Genomic DNA, 15,661 nt, shown 5'->3' with positions numbered 1-15,661 from the left:
GCCCGGCCCCTCGGTTCCGTGGCGACTCGGCCGTTCTGGTCAGTCGGGCTGAATGGAAATAGAGTGAATGGGCGCGCCGTTGGCGCGCCCATTGTTTTTGAAGGGAACTCATTTTGAGCAAGCGCCCGCCCTGCCGGGGCTCCCGGGTTCCGTGGCGACTCAGCCGTTCTGGTCAGTCGGGCTGAATGGAATTTGGTGAATGAGGGTGCTGTTGGCACCCTCATTTTTTTGTGGATGTGGCGCAGGGACGGTCCCTTGGTCACATTTTTGGGCTGTGGAAAGCGAAGCTTAATACTTTTCCCGAGAAGTGAACGACCTTATTTGGACCTCTGAAGCATCGACACTATTTGGACGCTGTTTCCTGCGGTTTTGCCGAGTTTTCCCTGCGGTTTTGTTACTAAAAAATGCGGATGCTTCAGGGGTCCGATTTTGCTCGTTCACTTCTCGGGAAAAGTATTAGACCTCGATTTGCTGGGACGGGGGAGAGTCTTTCTTGGATGCCGGAGATGTACGTCGCGGCAGACCGATTGTCGAAAGTCGGCCGGTCTGCACCCTAAGATTTCCAGAAAGTTAACCATTTTTGACCTTAATAGTTAGTCCTACTTAACTATTATCCAAAAGTGTGCTTTAGTAAACTTATTCCTCGGGTGCTGAGGCACCGTGCCGTGTCCAATGCGGCAAAAGGGAGAAGCAACATGAAGAAGCCGACGTTTAACACCCTGCTTGTCGGTGGCGGTTTTCTGCTTGGTACGGCTGGCATCAAGCTGCTCGCCAGCGCTCCGGTAAAGAATGCCTGCGTGCAGGGCATCGCGTGCGGCATGCTGCCGTCGAGTACATCGTGGCGCACGGCATCACTTCGTCCATCGAAGGGCGTCGCGCCATCATCGGTTCCGCGCACTTTGTATTTGAGGATGAGGGCGCGCAGCTCGAGTCCGACATTTAGGAGCAAATCGAGCCTCAGATGCAGGGCCTGTCGCCGCTGTATTTGGCGGTCGATGGCAAGGTCGTCGGCGTGCTCGGCATCGAGGGCCCGCTCAAGCCTGGGGTCCGTGAGGTCATCGCCGACCTGCATGCTCTGGGCGTCAAGCATGTCGTTATGTTCACGGGCGATTCCGAGCGCACGGCCGAGCGCATTGCGCGAGAGGCAGGGGTCGACGAGTTTAAGGCCGAGCTGCTGCCCGAGGACAAGTACGCGTATGCGGAGCGCATTAAGGGCGAGGGGAGCCATGTTGTCATGGTGGGCGACGGCGTCAACGATTCGTCGGCACTCGGTTTGGCCGACGTGGGGCTTACAATGGGTGGCGGAAGCGACATCGCCAAGGAGGTCGCCGATATCATCCTGACCGATACGGATCTTGCTGCGATCGTGCGCCTGCGCCGTATGAGCCAGGGCCTCGTTGATCGTCTGACGAGCTCCTACTCTAAGGTGATGCTCACCAACTCGGCGCTCTTGGTACTGGGCAGCACCGGCGCGATTGCCTCGCAGGCATCGTCGCTGCTGCACAACGGCTCGACGATCGCCTACAGCCTGAGCAACGCGAAGGCTTACCTGCGTTAGCAGACGTGTTTGCCCACGTTATCTGGCCTGCGCCCAGACGGCATCGGTGTCGTCCGGGCGCAGGCCTTTTGCATTTGACCCCAATTGATAGCGTCTCTATATAGTGTTGCTATCGAGGATAGCAATTGAAGGGAGCGAGATCGACGTGGGTGCTGCTAGCGGCATGGCGCAGGTGAACGTTTGCGTGGATCGCCAGGTCAAGAATCGTGCCGAGGAGGCGCTGCGGCTTTCGGGCGGGTCACTGCCCGAGCTCATCAAAAAGGTGGTGGCCAAGGTCGCGCAGGGTGGCGGTTCGTGCGAAGAGGTGTTGTCGGCCGTTGACGACCAACCGCCTAGTGCTGGTGGCACCTCGCCGTTTGTCGCATCATGGGCGGCGGTGGATCGGCTTTACGCGGACCTGGGCATCGATACATCATCTGCGTCTGATGACCGCAGCTGGGACACAATCTATTCCGAAGCCATGGATGAGCATTATCGCCAAAAGGGGATGATCCTGTGAGTGGAGGCCCCCTTAGGATCATGGTGGATGCCAACGTATGGGTTGATTCGTTTTGCGCCGACCATACCGAGTCGCTTGCCGCGCGCGCGTTTATTGGGCAGGCGACGGAGACGGGGGCGTTGCTGTTCTTTCCGGTGCATATTGCCAAGGACGTGCTGTACGTTGTCCAACACGAGCTGAAGCGTAGCGTTCTTGCCGGCGGGGGAGCGCTCGACGAGGCATCTGTCCGTGCAATTGGCGATGCGGCGTTGGCGTTTGTTCGGAACATGACCGAAAACGCCACGGCCGTGGGTACTGATGCATCGGACCTTTGGCTGGCCGACAAATACTTAGCGCTCCATCGCGATTACGAGGACAACTTGGTACTCGCCGCGTGCAAGCGCGCGCAGATCGATTACTTGGTGACCAACAATCGCAAGCTGCTCGAACATGCCGATCTTGCAGCAAAGACCCCGCGCCAAATGATGCCGATTCTAGCTTTGGCCGAACGTGGTGGCGCGGCTATCGGTTAGCGCGAACTGTTTGCGTGGCCTTCGGAACGTCGGCGCTCAGAAGGCCACGCATCCTTTAATTACAAAAGCGCTGCCTTGATGACGGGAGCTTCGACGAGCTTCTCGGCGGCCTTTTCGTCGGAATCGTTTAGTGCTGCTAGACTGCGGTAGACCCACTCGTTGACCTGGGTGTTCTTGACGCCTGCGGTCTGCATAAGGGCGCCTACCTCGCGGATTGCTGCGAGCAGATCGGCTTTGGGACCCGCGAGCTCGACCTCGATGCCGTGGTGGGCGGCCACGCCGCGGTTCTCGCTCACGTGGTCGATAAAGCCCGCGACGGTCTCAAACTGCTGGGCGAGAGCTGCATCATCGTCAGCGTCCAGCGCAACAAGGGCGTTCGATACCGTGAGGGCGGGATGTCCACAGGGGACAAAGCCTTCGATGACATCCATAGCTTCGGTAATGGTTGAGCCCAGGCCTGCGAGGGCATTGACGAGTTGCTGCTTGGTATCCATAACTGTCCTTTCGACGGGTCAATTTTGCTTGGCGAAAATATACGTGACGCGTTCAGTGGCAAAAATGCGAAGTATGGTGCACATTAGGGTCTTCACAGCTCGTGCATAGAGCAGCTGTCTGCCTTTAGAACGTGGTAAGATAGCTATCCACGAGCGGGGTTTACCCCGCGTGTTCCTTGAAAAGTCGACGGCTATCGGGTGTTTGCAGGCCCGATACCATCCAGACTTTCCCAACATTCGGGGGCGACTGGTTTCGACACGATAGCTCTGAGAGAGGAAGCAAGCCGAGGTCTCCTCGCCTCGTTAAACAGGGGTACCGTCAAATTGAATTGACAACAACTCTTCTTTTGAGCCTATGGCTCTCGCTGCTTAGTTTATAGCGGCGCGTCAACCCGGTGATTTCCCCGACACCGGCGCGACGTCATGTTAGGGGAATGCTCCCGCGCACGTAATCGGTATGGCGCGGGCTAAGACCGAACCGGTTGGGATGCCGCGAGCGTGTCGCTGCGCGCAAAGCGTCCGAGACTAAACCAGCGACTGAGCTTGGAGATGCCAATCAGGGGGCTTTCGTGGACCGGAGTTCGATTCTCCGCGCCTCCACCAATAGCTACAGGCAGGTAGGTAAACGCACCTACCTGCTTTTTTATTACTTATAGATACCGCGGAGAACCGAACTCTGTGCAGGGCGCGGGCGTAAAGAAAACGCGTAAGCGTTTTTAGCCCGCGGGCGAGGACGCCGGCAGGCGGCCGAAGCCGGTGCGGATTTGCGAAGCAAATACGCGGATTCTCCGCGCAAAGCCTCGACCCTATATAGATGCGATGCCGATCGGATGACAGCCGGCAACGCCCTGCGCCAGCGTCATCCCCGCACCGCGGAGAACCGAACTCTGTGCAGGGCGCGGGCGTAAAGAAAACGCGTAAGCGTTTTTAGCCCGCGGGCGAGGACGCCGGCAGGCGGCCGAAGCCGGTGCGGATTTGCGAAGCAAATACGCGGATTCTCCGCGCAAAGCCTCTACAAGGTGGAGTAGTCAATTTGGGACGGGGCTATTTTAGCTACCCCTATAAGCCAGTCGATATTAGTTCCGGTCCCCAATAATTCGTCGACAGCCAAAGGGCAGCTAAAATAGCCCCGTCCCAAATTGACTACTCACGTTGACGCCTCAAGCGGAAGTTGCATCCCAGAATCTACGCTCAGAATGGGATGCATTTTCCGGATGGGTTGTTGGCGGAAAGTCCATCCCGGAATCGCCCCCCAGAACGGGACGTGCTTTCCGCCAGCCGCCCCGTCCTACTCAACTCCAAAACCCATGCGCTCTCCATTTCAAAACTGGGTAGAAGAAGGCCAAAACGAAACAGTAGGAGGTCAACATGACGGCAGAAGATAAGGCAAAGAACGCCGGCAAGGTCGCGCTCGTCTTGGAGGGCGGCAGTTTTCGCGGGCAGTTTACCGCGGGCGTGCTCGACGTCCTCATGGAAGCCGGCGTCGAGATTCCGGCAGTATATGGCGTATCGGCCGGCGCCCTCAACGGCGTGAACTACAAGTCGCACCAGATCGGCCGTGCCAACCGCATCAACCTGACTTTCTGCAACGACAACCGCTTCATGGGCGCCGCATCGTTTGCGTCCACGGGCTCCATCGTGGGTTACGACTTCATCTTCAACGATGTCCAGGACCGCTTGGATCCCTTTGATAACGAGGCATTCGACGCGAGCCCCATCGAGATGTACGCCGTCGCGACGGACATGCTCTTTGGAACCGCTGCATACCTGCCGGTCAAAAGCGCCGTGCTCGACCTCGATGCCGTGCGCGCCTCGACGTCGCTGCCGCTGGTGACGCCGCCGGTCGAGATCGACGGGCACAAATACGTCGACGGCGGCGTAGCCGATTCGGTCCCCATCGAGCACGTGCTGGAGGAGGCCGGCTTCGATCGCGCGGTTGTCATTGTCACGCAGGACCGCTCGTACGAGAAAAAGCCCTACGAGTTTATGCCTGCCGCACGCGCCCGCTATGCCGACTACCCCTATCTGCTCGAGGCTATCGAGACGCGCCACGACCGCTATAACATCCAGCGCATGCATCTGTGGAAGTATGAGCGCGAGGGCCGCGCGCTGGTCGTTGCCCCGCAAAAGCCTGTCGAGGTCGGTCACGTCGAGCACGATCCGGCAAAGCTTCTCGACCTGTATATTCAGGGTCGTCAGGAGGCAAAGCGTCTGCTGAGTGATATCGAGGCATTTGTCGAGCGCTAGCGTCGCGACATCATTACCGATGGACGACATGTGCAGAAAGTCTGGTCAGAGCCAAAATACCTGTTGACTCGGGCGACGGGCGGGGTAATATGGACGGGTTACTTGCAGAGCCCCGTGAATCTCTGTAACAACACGTACTGTACATGGAGGAGTCTAAGTGATTTCGAAATCGACTCACTACGCCAAGCAGGGCGAGGTCCAGCGCAACTGGGTTCTCGTCGACGCCGATGGTGCTGTCCTGGGCCGTCTTGCCACCCAGATCGCAATGATCCTGCGCGGTAAGAACAAGCCCCAGTTCACGCCCAACAGCGACTGCGGCGATTTCGTTGTCGTCATCAACGCCGATAAGGTCCAGCTTACCGGTAACAAGGCCGACACGAAGACCTATTATCGCCACAGCGGCTACAACGGCGGCCTCAAGGCTGAGAGCTTCCACCAGGCTATGGAGAAGCACCCGGAGAAGGTCATCGAGCGCGCCGTTCGCGGCATGCTGCCCAAGACCACCCTCGGCCGTGCCCAGATGACCAAGCTTAAGGTCTACGCTGGTGCCGAGCATCCGCATGCTGCCCAGAACCCCACGAAGATTGAGCTGGAGGCTTAAAGATGGCTGAGAACACCGTTGTCTACCAGGGTACCGGCCGTCGTAAGAACGCCGTCGCCCGCGTCCGTCTCGTCCCCGGCACCGGCAAGGTGACTATCAACAAGCGTGACGCCGAGCAGTATTTCGGCCGTCATCAGCTCGTTGAGAACGCCCTTGCTCCCTTCAAGGTGACCGATACCGCCGGTCAGTTCGACGTTATCGCTCTGTGCGATGGCGGCGGCATCTCCGGTCAGTCCGGCGCTCTGCGCCTGGGCATCGCTCGCGCTCTTCTGAACGCTGGCGACTATCGTGCTGACCTCAAGAAGGCCGGTTTCCTTACGCGCGATGCTCGCGTGGTCGAGCGCAAGAAGTACGGCCTCAAGAAGGCCCGCCGCGCTCCCCAGTTCTCCAAGCGTTAAGGTTTTTCTCCTTACGAGATACAATGTACAAGCGGGGCCTGCCGATTGCTCGGCGGGTCCCGTTTTTCTTTTTCGACTAGGGTGGGCGAGTGCGTTTTGCCCACTTGGGAAGGAGCGATCCTATGCCCCAGAACATCTTTGGCACCGACGGCGTCCGTGGCGTCGCCAACGCCGACCTCTCGTGCGACCTCGCGTTTCGCCTTGGCCGTGCGGCGACCAAGTTCCTTGGTCCGGACATTTGCGTTGGCCGCGACACGCGTCTTTCGGGCACCATGCTCGAGAGCGCTCTGACCGCTGGCATTATGGCCGAGGGCGGTCGCCCGCACTGCTGCGGCGTTATCCCTACGCCGGCCGTGGCGCTGCTCACTGTCCAAAACGACCTCGACGGCGGCATCGTCATCTCCGCTTCGCACAATCCGCCGGAGTTTAACGGCATCAAGTTCTTTAGCCGCAAGGGCATGAAGCTTCCCGATGCCGTTGAAGAAGAGATCAGCGCCTGGGTCATGTCCGAGGAGGCCATGGCTGCCGACACGCTGCCGACCGGCGCCGGTGTGGGCCACATCATCAAGATGAAGGATGCTCGCAAGGCATACGTCGACCACGCTATCAGCACCCTCGACGGCCTTAAGCTCGACGGCCTGGTCGTTGCCGTTGACTGCGGTCACGGTGCTTCCTGCCAGACCACGCCTGCCGCGCTTCAGCGTCTGGGCGCCACGGTCCACGCCATCAATACCGACTACTGTGGCACCGACATCAATGTCGAGTGCGGCTCCACTCATCTTGAGCCCCTGCGCGAGCTCGTGCTGCGCACCCACGCCGACATCGGCCTGGCCCACGACGGTGACGCCGATCGCGTGCTGTTCGTGGACAGCGAGGGCAACGAGATCGATGGTGATTACATCCTGGCCATCTGCGGCTCTGACCTCGCCGCTCGCGGCAAGCTCGCCAACTCCGAGATCGTCTCGACCGTTATGTGCAACTTGGGCTTTTCCATCGCTATGAAGGAACAGGGCTTTGAGATGGTGCAGACCGCCGTGGGCGACCGCTACGTGCTGGAGCGCATGCTCGCGGACGGCGCCGTTATCGGCGGCGAGCAGTCCGGCCACATCATCTTCCTGGAGCACAACACCACCGGCGATGGCCTGGTGACGGCGCTGCAGCTGCTGGCCGTGCTCAAGCGCACTGGCCGCACCCTCACCGACCTTGCCGGCATCATGAAGAAGTACCCGCAGGTGCTCGTCAACGTGCATTCCGACAACAAGGCCGGTCTGGACGATTGCCAGCCCATTTGGGACGCTGTCGCTGCCGCCGAGAAGGAGCTTAACGGTCGCGGCCGCATTCTGGTGCGCCCGAGCGGTACCGAGCCGCTGGTTCGCGTGATGGCCGAGGCCGAGACGCACGAGCTGACTCAGCGCGTCGTTGACGACATCGTCGAGGTTGTCAAGCGCGAACTCCCCTAATGGTCAAAAACCAATGCCAAGTGGTAAACTAGTAAAACTGGTTTTGATTATTGGTATGTCCAAGGGGGAGCATGTTCACTAAAGTCCTAAGGTCTTTTGGTATGCGTGGTCGAGTCCTTACGCTGGATGCTCCCATCTCGGGCGATGTCATTCCGCTTTCCGAGGTTAACGACCAGACGTTTGCCACTGGCCTTTTGGGCCAAGGCGTTGCCATTCGGCCTACGGGCACGCGCGTGATTGCACCTGCGGATGCCAAGATCGAGGCGATTTTTCCAACGGGACACGCCGTTGCGCTCAACACGGTCGATGGCTTGGATGTTTTAATCCACGTTGGACTCGATACCGTTCAGCTCGAGGGCAAACACTTTACCGTGCATGCACAGGTGGGCGATATCGTCCATAAGGGCGATGTGCTTATCGAGTTTGAACGCGAGGCAATCGAGGCCGAGGGCTACGATGTGACGGTTCCCATTTTGGTGTGCAACTCTGTTGAGTTCTCGAGCATCAAGGGCTCCGTTGGCGAGCATGTCGAGGAGATGGATCAGCTCATCGTCGCTCGCGAGCGCTAACTCGTTCGCTTGCCCTTTGGCCTACAATTCAAACACGTTTACGGAGGGCGCCCTTGAAAGAGGGCGCCCTTCGTGGCAAGATGAAAAATGTCCGAGGCTAAAAGGCTTCGGGTCACCGTGGACGGGCAGGGGCCTCGACGCGGCTAGACACGAGATACATACATTACGCGACCTCGCCCTGGTGGCCGCACACGTTGGTTGCGGCCGACGCAGGCCGCGGGCAAGTGCTTGTAAGGGGAGCCTTGCCTCTCTTCTACGAGAAAGGATGCGTAATGAAGATCATTAAAGCTAAAGACTACGAGGATATGAGCCGCAAGGCCGCCAATATCATCTCGGCGCAGGTTATCCTTAAGCCCGATTGCGTGCTCGGTCTTGCCACCGGCTCCACTCCGATTGGCGCCTACAAGCAGCTCGCCGATTGGTACAAGAAGGGCGATATTGACTTCTCCGAGGTCAGCACCTATAACCTGGACGAGTATCGCGGCCTTTCGCACGATGATCCCCAGAGCTATCACTACTTCATGCGCGAGAACTTCTTCGATCACATCAACGTCGATCTGAATAACACGCACGTGCCCGATGGCTCCAACCCCGATGCCGCCGCTGCCTGCTCCGAGTACGACAGAATCGTCGCTGCCGCCGGTTACCCGGATCTGCAGCTGCTCGGCATTGGTAATAACGGTCATATTGGCTTCAACGAGCCCGATGACCACTTCTCCAAGGGTACGCACTGCGTCGACCTCACCGAGAGCACCATTCAGGCCAACAGCCGCCTGTTCGATAGCATCGACGACGTTCCCCGCCAGGCTTACACCATGGGTACCCAGACCATCATGTATGCCCGCATGATCCTGGTCGTCGCCAACGGCGAGGCCAAGGCTCAGGCTGTGCACGATATGTGCTATGGCCCGGTTACGCCCGAGTGCCCGGCTTCGATCCTGCAGCTGCACACCAACTGCGTCGTCGTTGCCGACGAGGCTGCCCTTTCGCTCTGCGAGTAGTACAATCCGAGCGATTTGTTATTACTTTGTTACAGGCTCCCGTTCTGCGGGGGCCTTTTTTATTATGCATATGCGGGATGGCGGCTAGCTTATAGACTCATGAGTCCTTATACTGCGTCCGTCCGCAATATCTGCCAGTGGAACCAGATGAGCGCGGACTTTATGGTGTGCATAACATTAGCTTGCCAAAAGCTTGACGGTGGTGCCTCGTATAGCGTGATGCATTCTCTAGCATATTCTATTCAAAAATGCTACTAATGAGTCGCAAACGGTATCAGCGCGTAGGTGAGTTGCGCAACAAAATATTACAAGCCCCATTGCGTTACACTGCCAAATGAGTGGGACATGCTGGCAAGCGCATTGACCTGCGCAAAGACCGGTTGGTTGGGGGAAAAGTTTCAATCGGCGCTCGCTGAACAAAAACTTGCCAAATGCGAACCGAAAGACAACCTAAAACTCTACGTCGTTCGATTTACGGGATGGCTTGGGCTGTCTTGCGATTACGGTGTCCATGTGGCCGAGGTAAGGAGCGAGCATGATGAACGGGCTGAACGATACGGACGATCTCGAATTGGCACCGTTGGGCACAGGTTATATGGTCCGACGTGATCGCCTGATGAGCGAGTTGATTGTCAAGGGCCGCAAGGCGGGCATTGTGTTGCTCTATGCACCAGATGGGTTTGGGAAAACATCGATATTGCTTCAGTACGCTCAGGAAGTCAAAAGCGACCCGACGCGCGGTCTGGTACGAATCATCGAGGCTGACCGCGCGATTGCCCGCGAGGTGTTTATGCAGCTCGAAGTGGTCACAGATGAACTTGAGGACAAACCGCGATCGTTGATTGCGATTGATAACGTCCCCAACCTCGATCAGCAAGATACCGAGGAGCTTATCGATCGAATTCGAGGCCTGCGCACTATGGGGATCGGGGTCTTTGTCACCTGCCGCCCCTCAAATCGCCAGTTGATTCGCGGGCTGGGTGACTCGGTCAAGATCAATGCGCAGATGCTCAAGGTGCATGCCTATGAGTATTCGGCTTGGGCATCGGCGTTCTCGATTAGCACGTCGCTCGATTTTTACCAGCTCACACAGGGTGTTCCCGAGTTGGTTTCGGCTATGCAGACGGGGCTGTACGGAGAGGGCGACGTTGCCAGCTTGCTCGAAAACGAGATTGTCAACGTATACGGTGCGGCACTTGCCGATATGGCATCAATCGATAACGGCGCCCTATTTAACGTGGCGTGCGTGATGGCCCTGATGGGCGAGGGCAAGATTGCGGAACTTGAGGCATGCGGTGTCAGGCTCTCCATGATCGATCAGTCCTATCTTGTTCGTGATTATCCGATTTTTGGTGTCGATCCGGTCGACCGAAGCTTTACGTGTATGGGCACCGAGGATAACGCGCGCCTGAGATTACGAAAAATGGTTGCGGAAATTCGTCCAGAGCTCGTTATGCGCGCGGCACGCATTCTGCTCAAGGCGGGCCGATGCGATGCTGCGATGGATTTGGCAGATGCCTTTTTGGATCGCGACGCCGTCCTTGAGCTTGCTGGACAGTATGGTGTCGATTTGGCTCTGACTGGGCATGGAGGGGATGTCTGTCGCGCGGTACTGAGGACGACGGATGCCGACAAGCCCGCGTTGGAGCCGACGCCCACCGAGGCACTTGGTGTCTATTTGGCGGCGGTAAGCGTTTCGAATACTAAACTGGCCCGGTATATGGCCTCGATTGTCGAACATGCGAGCGCACAGTCGGTCCGCGAGATTGATTTGGTTTCTTGGAAAGTCGCCCAGGTGCTTACGGTCGTCTGTTATGGAGATTGCGAGCTTGGGCTTCCAGCCAATCCTGCTCTTCCAAAAAATGAGGCATCTTGTGCTGCGCTCGATATGCTGTCGGCGCATATCGAGGTTAAGAGCCGGCTGACCGAACAGGCGAAAGACGGCGCAGCGCTTTCGGGACTCAAGGCGAACAAGGTATATGATTGCGAACTCGATATTGCAGAGATTCTCATACGGGCAGATCGGATGTTGGTGGAGCTCTTCGATGGGTCCTTTATGGGAATCGATGAGCGTGACGACGAGATGTCTCGAACACGGGAGGCACTCGATGCTCGTGGGCTTAAGGCACCGGCTGTCTGGGTGCGTATGGTGCTGGCGGCACGGCGTCTGCTTGCAGGCCTGCCAATGACTGACGATACGGCGTTTAATGAGCTCGATCGCTTTGCCGTGCGCGTGCGTGATAATCAAATCCAGCTGTTTGGCCTGCTACTTGAAGGCTGGCAGGCGCTCGCCGAGGGGCGCCCGGTCAACGCGAAGTTCCGCGCGGTCCAGGTACTCAAGCTTGCTGACGAGTCGATCGCATACATGCGCGACAACGCGTTGCTGTTGGAGCGTGCATCAAGCCTTCGCAATACGTCGATGGTGTCGGTACGAGAAGAGGCAGAGCTGCTCGACCTAAGTCGGACACAAGTCGGCGGCGCGGAGGCTTGGGTCGTAGCGCTGCATTTGGCGTCTGCGGGCCGTGACAGCGATCTTGCCGCCTGGATGTCTATGAATCGTTCTGGGATTCTGGAGCCAGCGTATCGGCTGTTTGCACGCCTTGCGATGCATTGCCTGGGCGAGCCTGCTGCCAAGATTCGAAAGAAGCTCCCGGTGCGTGAGCTATCGCGATATTCGCTGCGCGACGATTTGGAGGGAGAGAGCGAGCGGCTGTTCCAGGTCGGCGAGGTCGAACCCGTCGACGCTATCGATCATATCGAGATTCGCATGTTTGGCACGTTTCGTGCCGAGCGCGACGGATTTCCCATCACAGACAAGATGTGGCGTCGTAAGAAAGCGGCAACGCTTGCCGAGCGGCTTGCGTTGGGTATCGATTCGTTTGTCGATCGCGAGACCTTGGCTATGGAACTGTGGCCACATGCCGAGTACAGTAGCGCCCGTAACAACTTGTATTCGACTGTGTCACGCTTACGATCCGCTTTGGGACCCACGCCAGATGGCAAGTCGTGCGTCCTGATTCAAAACGACTGCCTTGGCCTCAACAGGGATTACGTTAAGACCGATGTGAAGCTATTTGAGCAGATAAGCCGCGAGATTTTGGGTAATCGCACAAGAGTGCGTGGGCCTCACCTGGTCGAGCTGTGTCTTAAGATCGAACAGCTCTATACCGGACCGCTGTATATCCCCAACGGTTGCAATCCGACGTACTTTTTGCGCATGCGCCGCATCATGCAGTCGAAGTTTATCGACTGCATGATTGTGGGAGCAAGCGCTGCCTTGGAAGAAAACGACCTGCAGTCGGCAATCTGGCTGGTAGAAGCGGGGCTACGTCAGGAGACCGCACGCGAGGACATGGTGCGATGCGCCATGCGCGTGTACGGAGCGGCGGGGAGACGCCGCGATATCGTCGAGCTCTATAGCGGGCATATCCATCATCTTAAGGAACAGGTCGCAGGTGTTCCCGAGCCCGAGACCAAGCGTCTCTACGAGCGTTTGGTCGAAAGCAGGGTCAACCGACCGTTCATTGAGCGATAAAAAACGGGCGCCCGCATCATTCGGACGCCCGCAGGCTTGCTCTGTGTGAACCGAACGGCCCTTAGACGAGCTTGATCTTCTCGATATCCTTGCGCGAGGACTCTCGATACAGCGAGAACTTGCGGCCGATAACCTGAACGACGTCGGCGTGGCAGCGCTCGGCGAGTTCCTCGGCGGCCTCGCGGGCAGAAAGGCTGGAGCCGTCCAGCACGGAGCACTTAACGAGCTCGTGCTTTTCCAGGTAGGCGGCCGTCTGCTCGACGGTACCCTCGTTGACATCGGACTTACCGATGATGATGGCGGGGTTGAGGTGATGGGCCATGCTGCGAAGCTGCTTGACCTGGGCTCCTGTCAGTGCCATGGGATCTCGCTTTCTATGTATGGGGCGCCCCGCGATGGGGCCTTAATCTACGTGAGCTGTCCCACGATAGCGCAGGAACGGCGCGGTGTGGAGCGCGTTTGCCAGTTCGCAAAGAATGCGGATGCCGGGTGGGTAGACGATGCATGCTTTAGATGGGCTACGGTCGGGGCGCAGAGACCGGCTCCCAGGCGATGAACGCCCATCGGACCTTGCGGATGTGGTCGAGCATGTAACGTCCCTGCGGCACACCCTTGGATCCCGGCTCGCCGGCATGGGGGTTCTCGATCATATGTTGGGCGATATAGTCGCGCAGACGATTGATCTTATCCTCGTTGCCATGCTCGAGCATACGGGAGAGGTCCGCCACGCCGGCCTCGAGGCTATCGAAGGTGTCACGACGGGGCGATTCAAAATACGTGACCTGCGGTAGTGCACCCATCTGAATAAGGATGTTAAAGGCGTACACAAAACCATTGCTGCGGGTAACCGAGGCGCCGATGGCATTCATCACGTGCAGGTCATAGCGCGGGCTGGAGTTGGCGACCATCGTGACAGCACAACGCCGCCGAGCAGCCTGTAGACGCATCCATTCGCCATTCCAATCCGCAGAAAGAAGCTCAGATTGAATTACACCATCAACCACGGGCCATCCCTCCTCACAACAAAAAAGCGACTCCTCCCAAAAGAAGAGCCGCAACCAGCATATATCAGAAAGAACCGATCCAATGCCAAACCGCCATACCAGCAAAGTAGGGCAGAAGCGAAGCGACTGCCAAAGGGATAGAACCCAACCGAGGTCCCGTTGTGCGGGAGCCCCGGGGAGGGCAAATATATAAGGTCGATCGCGAGTTCCGCACGAGCCGGAGAGCACTTAATGTGCTCTCCGTGCGAGTCAGGACTGTCCGAGCAGGCGACCTTATATATTTGCCCTCACCGGGGCTCCTCGCCAGTCCCCCTCAGCTAGTTCTTGAGCGAGTTCAGCGGCGCCGGGAAGCGTCCACCGCGGTGGGCAAGCACGGTGCCGGCGTTGGGGTTCACCGGCATGATGGGCGCACGGCCAAACAGGCCGCCATACTCGACGCAGTCGCCCACGCCCTTGCCGATGGCGGGGATCACGCGCACGGCCGTGGTCTTATTGTTGATGACGCCGATGGCCATCTCGTCGGCGATAATGCCGGCGATAGTCTCGACCGGGGTGTCGCCGGGAATGGCGATCATGTCCAGGCCAACGGAGCACACACAGGTCATGGCCTCGAGCTTCTCGAGCGAAAGCGCGCCGGCCTCGACGGCGGCAATCATGCCGGCGTCCTCGGACACGGGGATAAAGGCGCCCGAGAGGCCGCCCACGCTGGAGCTGGCCATGACGCCGCCTTTCTTGACGGCATCGTTGAGCATGGCGAGCGCGCAGGTCGTGCCGGGGCCACCGCAGGTGCCCACGCCGATGATCTCGAGGATGCGCGCGACGGAGTCGCCGACGGCAGGCGTAGGCGCCAGCGACAGGTCGACAATGCCTTTCTCGACACCTAGGCGACGGGCGGCCTCGCGACTCATGAGCTCGCCGGCACGGGTGATCTTAAAGGCGGTCTGCTTAATCTTTTCGGCGACTTCCATCATCGATGCGGAATCGGGCAGCTTCTCCAGGGCTGCGGCCATAACGCCGGGGCCCGAGACGCCTACGTTGATGACGGCGTCGGCCTCGCCACCGCCGTGAACGGCGCCCGCCATAAACGGGGAGTCCTCGACCATGTTGGCAAAGCAGACAAACTTGGAAGCACCGACGGAATCCTCATCTGCCGTAAGCTTGGCGGCATCGATGATGGTCTGAGCCGCCATGAGCACGGCGTCCATGTTGATGCCGGCGCGCAGGCTGGCGACGTTGACGCTGGAGCAGACGCGGCTGGTGGTAGCGAGCGCCTGGGGGATGGACTGAATGACGCGGCGGTCGGCGTCGCCGATGCCCTTCTGGACGAGTGCGGAGAAGCCGCCCAGGTAATCGATGCCGAGCGTCTCGGCCGCGCGGTCGAGGGCATGCGCGATGGGGGTGAGGTCCTCATCCTTGCAGCACGCGGCAATCTGCGCCACCGGGGTGACGGAAACGCGCTTGTTGACAATGGGGATACCGTACTCGCGCTCGAGGTTCTCGGCGGTCTCGACCAGATGCTCAGCCGTGTGCGTCACGTGGTCGTAGATCTTCGTGCACATGCGGTCGAGGTTCTCGTCGCCGCAACCCATGAGCGAAACACCCATGGTGATGGTCCTGATGTCGAGGTTCTGCTCCTCAACCATGCCGCGGGTTTCCGCGATTTCTGCGGGCGTGATCGCCATCCTTGCACTCCTATCTGCCAAAACGAGCATAGTCTTGTCTATTCTAACGTGCCGCACGTGCCAAGTGGCGCATGCGGCACGTTTTGGTGCTCGGTTGTTTC

15 protein-coding genes and 1 other RNA gene are annotated in these 15,661 nt (G+C 58.6%); 12 read left to right on the top strand and 4 right to left on the bottom strand.

Features of this window, described 5'->3' with window-relative positions; genetic code table 11:
* The first annotated feature begins 811 nt into the window (after window positions 1-811).
* From ACQQ92_RS05535 to ACQQ92_RS05520, 4 genes are all read left to right on the top strand, one after another.
* Window positions 812-943: a hypothetical protein gene (locus tag ACQQ92_RS05535; RefSeq protein WP_427795985.1), complete on the top strand. Its 132-nt coding sequence runs from the start codon at window positions 812-814 to the stop codon at window positions 941-943.
* An 18-nt stretch (window positions 944-961) separates the two neighbouring features.
* Window positions 962-1,558 (top strand): HAD-IC family P-type ATPase, encoded by a 597-nt coding sequence (locus tag ACQQ92_RS05530; RefSeq protein WP_427795984.1) that lies wholly within the window; start codon window positions 962-964, stop codon window positions 1,556-1,558.
* A gap of 163 nt (window positions 1,559-1,721) precedes the next feature.
* A complete protein-coding gene (locus ACQQ92_RS05525; RefSeq protein WP_427795983.1) occupies window positions 1,722-2,057 on the top strand; it encodes a hypothetical protein in 336 nt (111 codons plus the stop codon).
* On the top strand, window positions 2,054-2,569 hold the full coding sequence (locus ACQQ92_RS05520) for a type II toxin-antitoxin system VapC family toxin (protein WP_427795982.1): 516 nt from the start codon (window positions 2,054-2,056) through the stop codon (window positions 2,567-2,569). Before ACQQ92_RS05525 ends, ACQQ92_RS05520 begins: the two co-directional genes overlap by 4 nt.
* 59 nt (window positions 2,570-2,628) lie before the next feature.
* On the opposite strand, the gene ACQQ92_RS05515 is transcribed toward ACQQ92_RS05520, so the two are convergent.
* Window positions 2,629-3,063 carry a hypothetical protein gene (locus tag ACQQ92_RS05515; RefSeq protein ID WP_427795981.1) on the bottom strand — a complete coding sequence of 145 codons (435 nt, stop codon included), beginning with the start codon at window positions 3,061-3,063 and terminating at the stop codon, window positions 2,629-2,631.
* Window positions 3,064-3,302: 239 nt separating this feature from the next.
* Between ACQQ92_RS05515 and ssrA the strand changes: the two genes are divergently transcribed.
* The 8 genes from ssrA (at window position 3,303) to ACQQ92_RS05475 (ending at window position 12,874) form a co-directional block, all read left to right on the top strand.
* Window positions 3,303-3,666: a transfer-messenger RNA gene (ssrA, locus tag ACQQ92_RS05510) on the top strand.
* Window positions 3,667-4,431: 765 nt separating this feature from the next.
* The gene (locus ACQQ92_RS05505) at window positions 4,432-5,310 is read left to right on the top strand and encodes a patatin-like phospholipase family protein (RefSeq protein ID WP_154517988.1); all 879 of its coding nucleotides are present in this window, start codon (window positions 4,432-4,434) and stop codon (window positions 5,308-5,310) included.
* A gap of 157 nt (window positions 5,311-5,467) precedes the next feature.
* A complete protein-coding gene (gene rplM, locus ACQQ92_RS05500) occupies window positions 5,468-5,911 on the top strand; it encodes a 50S ribosomal protein L13 (RefSeq protein WP_370450665.1) in 444 nt (147 codons plus the stop codon).
* A 2-nt stretch (window positions 5,912-5,913) separates the two neighbouring features.
* A complete protein-coding gene (gene rpsI, locus ACQQ92_RS05495; RefSeq protein WP_022094634.1) occupies window positions 5,914-6,309 on the top strand; it encodes a 30S ribosomal protein S9 in 396 nt (131 codons plus the stop codon).
* A 122-nt stretch (window positions 6,310-6,431) separates the two neighbouring features.
* On the top strand, window positions 6,432-7,769 hold the full coding sequence (gene glmM, locus ACQQ92_RS05490) for a phosphoglucosamine mutase (RefSeq protein WP_427794158.1): 1,338 nt from the start codon (window positions 6,432-6,434) through the stop codon (window positions 7,767-7,769).
* A gap of 101 nt (window positions 7,770-7,870) precedes the next feature.
* The gene (locus ACQQ92_RS05485) at window positions 7,871-8,338 is read left to right on the top strand and encodes a PTS sugar transporter subunit IIA (RefSeq protein WP_427719420.1); all 468 of its coding nucleotides are present in this window, start codon (window positions 7,871-7,873) and stop codon (window positions 8,336-8,338) included.
* A 272-nt stretch (window positions 8,339-8,610) separates the two neighbouring features.
* Complete coding sequence (gene nagB, locus ACQQ92_RS05480) at window positions 8,611-9,339, top strand: glucosamine-6-phosphate deaminase (protein WP_154517979.1); 729 nt, start codon at window positions 8,611-8,613, stop codon at window positions 9,337-9,339.
* Window positions 9,340-9,955: 616 nt separating this feature from the next.
* Window positions 9,956-12,874: an AfsR/SARP family transcriptional regulator gene (locus tag ACQQ92_RS05475; RefSeq protein WP_427795980.1), complete on the top strand. Its 2,919-nt coding sequence runs from the start codon at window positions 9,956-9,958 to the stop codon at window positions 12,872-12,874.
* Between the two features lie 61 nt (window positions 12,875-12,935).
* Here the strand turns inward: ACQQ92_RS05475 and ACQQ92_RS05470 are convergent, their stop codons facing one another.
* The 3 genes from ACQQ92_RS05470 to ACQQ92_RS05460 form a co-directional block, all read right to left on the bottom strand.
* Window positions 12,936-13,235, bottom strand: coding sequence for a YhbY family RNA-binding protein (locus tag ACQQ92_RS05470; protein ID WP_427795027.1), 300 nt, complete (start codon window positions 13,233-13,235; stop codon window positions 12,936-12,938).
* A gap of 157 nt (window positions 13,236-13,392) precedes the next feature.
* Window positions 13,393-13,878, bottom strand: coding sequence for a hypothetical protein (locus ACQQ92_RS05465; RefSeq protein WP_427795979.1), 486 nt, complete (start codon window positions 13,876-13,878; stop codon window positions 13,393-13,395).
* 317 nt (window positions 13,879-14,195) lie between these two features.
* On the bottom strand, window positions 14,196-15,560 hold the full coding sequence (locus ACQQ92_RS05460) for a PFL family protein (protein WP_427719427.1): 1,365 nt from the start codon (window positions 15,558-15,560) through the stop codon (window positions 14,196-14,198).
* Window positions 15,561-15,661: the final 101 nt, after the last annotated feature.

This window comes from Collinsella sp. SGI.241, assembly GCF_050312955.1.
Lineage (GTDB): Bacteria > Actinomycetota > Coriobacteriia > Coriobacteriales > Coriobacteriaceae > Collinsella.
This window is presented reverse-complemented; position numbering and strand designations above follow the sequence as displayed.